Source organism: Calderihabitans maritimus (assembly GCF_002207765.1).
In the GTDB taxonomy this organism is placed as follows: Bacteria; Bacillota; KKC1; order Calderihabitantales; family Calderihabitantaceae; genus Calderihabitans; species Calderihabitans maritimus.
Map to the genome: position 1 here is coordinate 1 of NZ_BDGJ01000090.1, position 4,851 is coordinate 4,851.

The 4,851-nt window shown below is 48.1% G+C and carries 4 protein-coding genes; all 4 read right to left on the reverse strand.

The annotated features are described in order from the left end of the window. Window positions 1–103: 103 nt before the first annotated feature. Entirely contained in the window at window positions 104–529 is a 426-nt protein-coding gene (gene ruvX / locus KKC1_RS08070; RefSeq protein WP_088553961.1) for a Holliday junction resolvase RuvX, read from the reverse strand. Between the two features lie 21 nt (window positions 530–550). Next, window positions 551–1,498, reverse strand: coding sequence for an aldo/keto reductase (locus KKC1_RS08075; RefSeq protein WP_088553962.1), 948 nt, complete (start codon window positions 1,496–1,498; stop codon window positions 551–553). A 72-nt stretch (window positions 1,499–1,570) separates the two neighbouring features. Then, entirely contained in the window at window positions 1,571–1,828 is a 258-nt protein-coding gene (locus KKC1_RS08080) for an IreB family regulatory phosphoprotein (RefSeq protein ID WP_088553963.1), read from the reverse strand. 146 nt (window positions 1,829–1,974) lie between these two features. After that, complete coding sequence (gene alaS / locus KKC1_RS08085; protein ID WP_143288711.1) at window positions 1,975–4,632, reverse strand: alanine--tRNA ligase; 2,658 nt, start codon at window positions 4,630–4,632, stop codon at window positions 1,975–1,977. Window positions 4,633–4,851 lie beyond the last annotated feature (219 nt).

Sequence of the window (4,851 nt, forward strand, 5' to 3'; positions counted from 1 at the left end):
CTTCACTATAAAAGTGACATTTTCTCACGATAATTAACCCCTTTTTGGGGTGACATTTTGTCAAGTTATTGACACCTGTACCTGGACTAACCCGACTAATCTTCTATTTTTTTCTTTTTTCCTCATAATATAAATAACCCTGCAGGATTAACGCAGCAGCCACCCGATCAATTACCTTTTTTCTCTTTCGTCGAGAAAGGTCGGCTTCTAAAAGTGTTCGTTCGGCCGCCACCGTACTCAACCGTTCATCCCATAAGATAACCGGTATCTTGACTTTTTCTTTCAATAAAACGGCGAAATTTTCTGCCCTTGCGGCTTGAGGACCAGAAGAGCCATCCATATTGCGTGGATAACCTACCACCACCTTGTCTACCTGGTATTCTTCCACCAGTTCCTGAATGCGGCTAATATCCTCTTCCAAGTTTCCCCGTCGCTGGAGCGTAGTGAGACCCTGTGCCGTCCATCCCAAAGGGTCGCTAAGAGCTACTCCTATAGTTTTTTCCCCTATATCCAGTCCCATTATACGCATCTTGGTGTCTCTCCTCAGAATTTAAATCACTTTGATGCAAAATTCCGGGCATACAGCCCCGCAATAACCACATAAAACGCAAATGCCCGGGTCAACCTGTGCTCTACCGTTCACTATTTCCAGCGCTTCCCACGGACACCTTTCCACACAGCTTCCACATCCCTGGCACCATTCCTCAATGTGCAAAAAACGCCTTCTGCCGCCCAGGTGCCTCAATACTTCTGGCGGAGGTTTTCTGCCCTCCAGCAAAGCTAAATTGAATTCTACTTCAGCAATGCTTTGCATACCTACGGCAAACGAATGTACCCACGGTAGCGAAAAAGCAAACTTTAAGGCTTCTTCCACCTGAGAAATCAAATGACCCCCTCCGAGGGCCTTCATACCATATACTCCTTTTCCTTGCCGGTAGGCCTCCTTTATCGCTTCCAACATATCATCCAGGTTCCCACCCCGGATTCCTATTCCCGCTTGGTTAACCAAGGGATGGATAACATCTATCTCCGGCATGGCAGCAGCAGCTCTCACCGCTTCAACCGAATGGCTGGAAATACCAACTGCCCGAACAATTCCTTTTTCCTTGGCCTCCAGTAAATACTCCAGGGCCGGTCGGTGACCTTGCAGGGTAAGCCTGCTCTCCTGCTCATGGAGGAGGAATATATCTATATATTCTAAACCCATTTCCTCCAAGGCCTCTACCACGCTTTGATGCATACCCGTATAGGTGTAATCGTAAGATTTAGTAGCTACAATCACCTTATTTTTACTATATCTCAAAGCTTCCCGAATATACCGATACGTTCCATAACTCTTGGCCGTATCAATAAAATTGATCCCTGAATCCAAAGCGTGGCGCAGGACAGCAACTCCTTCTTGTAAGGGAAGATTGGCCTGCAGGGGACCGATGGTAAGGGTTCCGAAGCACAGCCGGGAAACTAATAATCCGGTATTACCTAACCGTACATATTGCATGAAATTCACCCGCTTAAGCTTCAAAAAATAAAAACCCCGTTTCGATAACAGGGGCCATGAAATCGGTGACAACTATTTTTCCAAATAATTCTTCACCAGTTCCTCTAATAATTCATCTCTCTCCAAGCGTCTTATCAGATTGCGAGCGTTTTTGTAACTGGTTATATACGCCGGGTCACCGGACAGGAGATAGCCCACCAGCTGGTTTATAGGATTGTAGCCCTTTTCTTTCAAGGCCTTATAAACACTCTCCAGGATTTCCCTGGCACCCATTCCTGTTTCTTTTTCCACCTGAAACATTACGGTTTCTTCCAGACCATCTCTGGCCATCGGGTACCACCCCCGGAAACTAAACTATACCTATTTTATTCGCTACCAAAGTTTTTATTCCTTTCAACTTCCTTAAAAAACCTTGAGAACCAGGAAATACAGGTCGCCCGGAACGATATCCGAGCGACCTGCTTGGAAGCTCTACCTTAAATCCCGAGCTGTTCCTTTAAAAATTCCCCTGCCCGGCTGAGGGCCTCTTCTAACTTGGCCACTTCTTTGCCACCAGCTTGAGCCATATCCGGCCGGCCACCTCCACCACCACCGGCTACCTGGGCTACTTTCCGAATCAAGTTCCCCGCATGTACTCCTCTCTCAACTAAATCCTTAGAAACCATGGCCACAAAGCTTACCTTTTCCTCAATAGGAGTTCCCAAAACAATTACTCCCGAACCCAACTTATTCCGCAGTAAATCTCCCATAGAGCGTAGAGTTTCAACGTCAGGCACCCTAACTTGGGCGGCCAGCAGTCTAACTTCTCCCACCCTTTGTACCTGATCCAAAAGTTGTTCTGCTTCGTATCTAGCCAATTTGCCTTGCAGGGACTCTATCTCTCTATCTTTTTCCCGTATAGTACGCAGTAACTCCTCTACTTTACCTAGTAATTCTTCCGGTTGACATTTAAGGAGCGAGATTGTTTCCTTCACTACCTCATAATTTTCCCGGAAAAATTTCAGCGCACCTGTTCCCGTCAGAGCTTCTATTCTGCGAATACCGGCTCCCACACTGCTCTCACTAATAATCTTGAAAATGCCTGCTTCACTAGTCGATCGAAGGTGAGTGCCGCCACATAGCTCCATACTGTAGTCACCTATTTGCACCACCCGTACTTCTTCTCCGTATTTCTCACCAAAAAGAGCTGTTGCTCCCATGGCTTTGGCCTCTTCGAAAGAAGTTTCAAAGGTCTGCACTGGGAGGTTGTTCAGAATCTGCCGGTTGACTAAGTCTTCTATATCCTTCAGTTCCTTAGCAGAAAGAGCTGAAAAATGGGAGAAATCAAAACGCAATCTGTCTGGTGCTACCAAAGAGCCCGCCTGATTAACATGCTCTCCCAGGATATCCTTTAATGCCCTGTGCAACAGGTGGGTAGCCGTATGATTTCTGGCCACTGCCCGGCGCCTTTCCTCGTCCACGGCTATTTTAACCCAGGAATTAACGCTCAAGGTTCCTTCTAGTACCTTGATAAAGTGAATAATCTTCCCGTCAGGTAGCCGCTTAGTATCAGAAACAACTGCCTCTCCCTGCTCCCAGGTCATTATTCCCGTATCTCCTACCTGTCCACCACCTTCCGGATAGCAAGGAGTAATATCTAAAATTACTTGTGCTTCCTCTCCTGCTTCAACCTTATCTATCACCTGTTCACCCTTAATTACCACCAGAACCTTGGCTGCCGATTCGAAACGGTCATAACCTACAAATTCAGTCGGACCCACCTCTCCCAGCAGGTGGGCATAAGACACAGCTCCCTGCCAAGCTTTTGCGTCTTCCCGGGCGGCCCGAGCTCGCCGCCGCTGCTCTTCCATAGCCTCGGCAAAGCCCTCCCGGTCCACAGTTAATCCATTCTCCTCCGCAATGTCCTCCGCAAGGTCGAGGGGGAAACCGTAAGTGTCGTAAAGAACAAAAGCTTCCCTTCCGCTAATCTCATTCCTTCCTTCTTTTTTCACCTTCTCAATGATTTCCGCAACCACCTTCATTCCTTCATGTAGGGTTTCCCGGAACCTCTCCTCTTCCAAGCGAATAACCTTTTGTATATACTCCTGCTTCTCTTCGATTTCCGGATAAGCGCCACCCAAAATACTTACTACTACCGGTACCAGTTTATAAAGAAAGGCAGATTCAATTCCCAACACCTTCCCAAAACGTACCGCCCGCCGCAAGATGCGTCTTAAAACGTAACCGCGTCCTTCATTACCGGGCAGGACTCCGTCGGCTACCAGGAAAGTACACGCACGGGCATGATCGGCTATCACCCGGAAAGGAAATCCCTCTTCGCCCGCATGGTATGATTTACCGCTGAGGTTTTCCACCGCCTCAATAAGCGGCCGGATAAGATCGGTATCAAAATTTGAATTTACACCCTGTAAAACGGAAGCCACTCTTTCAAGACCCATGCCGGTATCAATACTCGGACGGGGAAGTGGGGTAAGATTTCCTTCGGCGTCCCGGTTATACTGCATAAAGACCAAATTCCACAGTTCCAGCCACCGGTCACAATCACATTTTCCAATGCCACATTCCGGCGCTTGACAGCGAAATTCTTCTCCCCGGTCAATTAGGATCTCGCTACAGGGGCCACAGGGGCCGGTATCCCCCATAGCCCAGAAATTGTCCTTTTCCCCCATCCGCACAATGCGGTCCGCAGGAATATCCGTCAGCTCCAGCCATAAGTTATAAGCCTCATCGTCATCCTGGTAAATAGTTACCCACAGGCGTTCCCGAGGAAGTTCCAAGACCCCGGTTAGAAATTCCCAAGCGAAAGTTATGGCTTCCCGTTTGAAATAATCACCAAAAGAAAAGTTGCCTAACATTTCAAAAAAGGTATGATGTCGAGCTGTCCGCCCTACGGTTTCCAAATCATTATGCTTGCCCCCAGCTCTGACGCATTTCTGCGCCGTCGTCGCCCTTTTATAGGGCCGCTGGTCCAAACCTAGAAAAACATCTTTGAACTGGACCATACCTGCATTGGTAAACAATAATGTAGGATCGTTATGGGGCACCAGAGAAGAACTCGGAACAATGGTATGTCCCTTTTTCTCAAAAAACCTAAGGAACTCTTCGCGAAGCTCTGCCCCCGTCAATCGTCTCATTATTTTCACCCTCCACCTAAACAAATTTTTCCAAAACATAAAACCCCGCCCCTGCTTTCCCAGGGACGAGGCCTTAGTCTCGCGGTACCACCCTGTTTACTGGCACTTCACAGCGCCAGTCCCTCACCGTGCTCATCGCACCTCCGCTTAACGCGCGGTAACGACAAGGCTTACTCTAATATTCAGCCTTGTGGCTCGGGAAAGGCTTCAGCCCGCCGC

Coding starts and splice junctions, on each gene's coding strand:
- KKC1_RS08075 (WP_088553962.1), bottom strand. CDS start 1,498: ATGCAATATGTACGGTTAGGTAATACCGGATTATTAGTTTCCCGGCTG.
- alaS (WP_143288711.1), bottom strand. CDS start 4,632: ATGAGACGATTGACGGGGGCAGAGCTTCGCGAAGAGTTCCTTAGGTTT.
- ruvX (WP_088553961.1), bottom strand. CDS start 529: ATGCGTATAATGGGACTGGATATAGGGGAAAAAACTATAGGAGTAGCT.
- KKC1_RS08080 (WP_088553963.1), bottom strand. CDS start 1,828: ATGGCCAGAGATGGTCTGGAAGAAACCGTAATGTTTCAGGTGGAAAAA.